The following is a 1,250-nucleotide window of genomic DNA, read 5'->3' on the forward strand; positions in this document are numbered from 1 at the left end:
GCCGCCAGGGCGCAGGCCGGTTTTGCCGAGTGGTCGAAGCTGGGCCCCAATGCCCACCGCGCGGTGTTGAACAAGGCCGCCGATGCGCTGATGGCGAAGAAGGACGATTTCGTCGCCGCGATGATGGGGGAAATCGGCGCGACGGCGGGCTGGGCCATGTTCAACCTGGGCCTGGCCGCCGGGATGGTCCGCGAAGCAGCAGCGATCACCACGCAGATTTCGGGCGAGGTTATCCCCTCCGATCACGAAGGCACCATCGCCATGGCCCTGCGCGAACCGGTGGGCGTGATGCTCGGCATCGCGCCCTGGAATGCGCCGATCATCCTGGGCGTGCGTGCCATTGCCGTGCCGCTCGCCTGTGGCAATTCGGTGATCCTCAAGGCTTCCGAGCAGTGCCCGCGCACCCATGCGCTGATTATCGAGGCTTTTGCCGAGGCAGGCTTTCCCGAAGGCGTGGTGAATGTCGTCACCAATGCGCCCGAAGATGCACCCGAAGTGGTGGGCGCGCTGATCGATGCACCCGAAGTGAAGCGCATCAACTTCACCGGCTCGACCGCCGTCGGCAAGATCATCGCCAAGCGCGCGGCGGAGCATCTGAAGCCCGTGCTGCTCGAACTGGGCGGCAAGGCGCCGATGATTGTGTTGGAAGATGCCGATCTGGACGAAGCTGTGAAGGCAGCAGCCTTCGGCGCATACATGAACCAGGGCCAGATCTGCATGTCGACCGAACGGATCATCGTGGTCGATGCCGTGGCGGATGAGTTCGCGGCGAAGTTCAAGGCCAAGGTCGAGACCATGCCCGCAGGCGATCCCACGGCTGGCAATACGCCGCTGGGCGCCGTGGTGGACACGCATACGGTCGAGAAGTGCTACGCACTGATCGAGGACGCCGTGAGCAAAGGCGCCGAACTGCTGGTGAGCGGCGAGACGACGCAGAATGTCGTCATGCCCGCGCATCTGGTGGACAAGGTGACACCGGACATGAAGCTGTTCCGCGACGAAAGCTTCGGCCCCGTCGTGGGCATTGCCCGCGCACGGGATGAGGCGCATGCGATCGAGCTGGCGAACGATACCGAATATGGTCTCTCGTCCGCCGTATTTACCAGGGACACCGCCCGCGGATTGAAGGTGGCTCGCCAGATCCAGGCTGGCATTTGCCACGTAAATGCCTCGACCGTGTCCGACGAGCCGCAGATGCCCTTCGGCGGCATGAAGGCATCGGGCTATGGCCGCTTCGGCGGCAAGGCCGG

General features: G+C 64.3%; 1 protein-coding gene. It reads left to right on the top strand.

Going from position 1 to position 1,250, the window contains the following annotated elements:
• Positions 1-1,250: aldehyde dehydrogenase (locus E5222_RS16335; RefSeq protein WP_136694894.1), on the top strand; the 1,250-nt coding region annotated here is incomplete at both ends.

The sequence above is a fragment of the Alteraurantiacibacter aquimixticola genome, from assembly GCF_004965515.1.
GTDB lineage: Bacteria > Pseudomonadota > Alphaproteobacteria > Sphingomonadales > Sphingomonadaceae > Alteraurantiacibacter > Alteraurantiacibacter aquimixticola.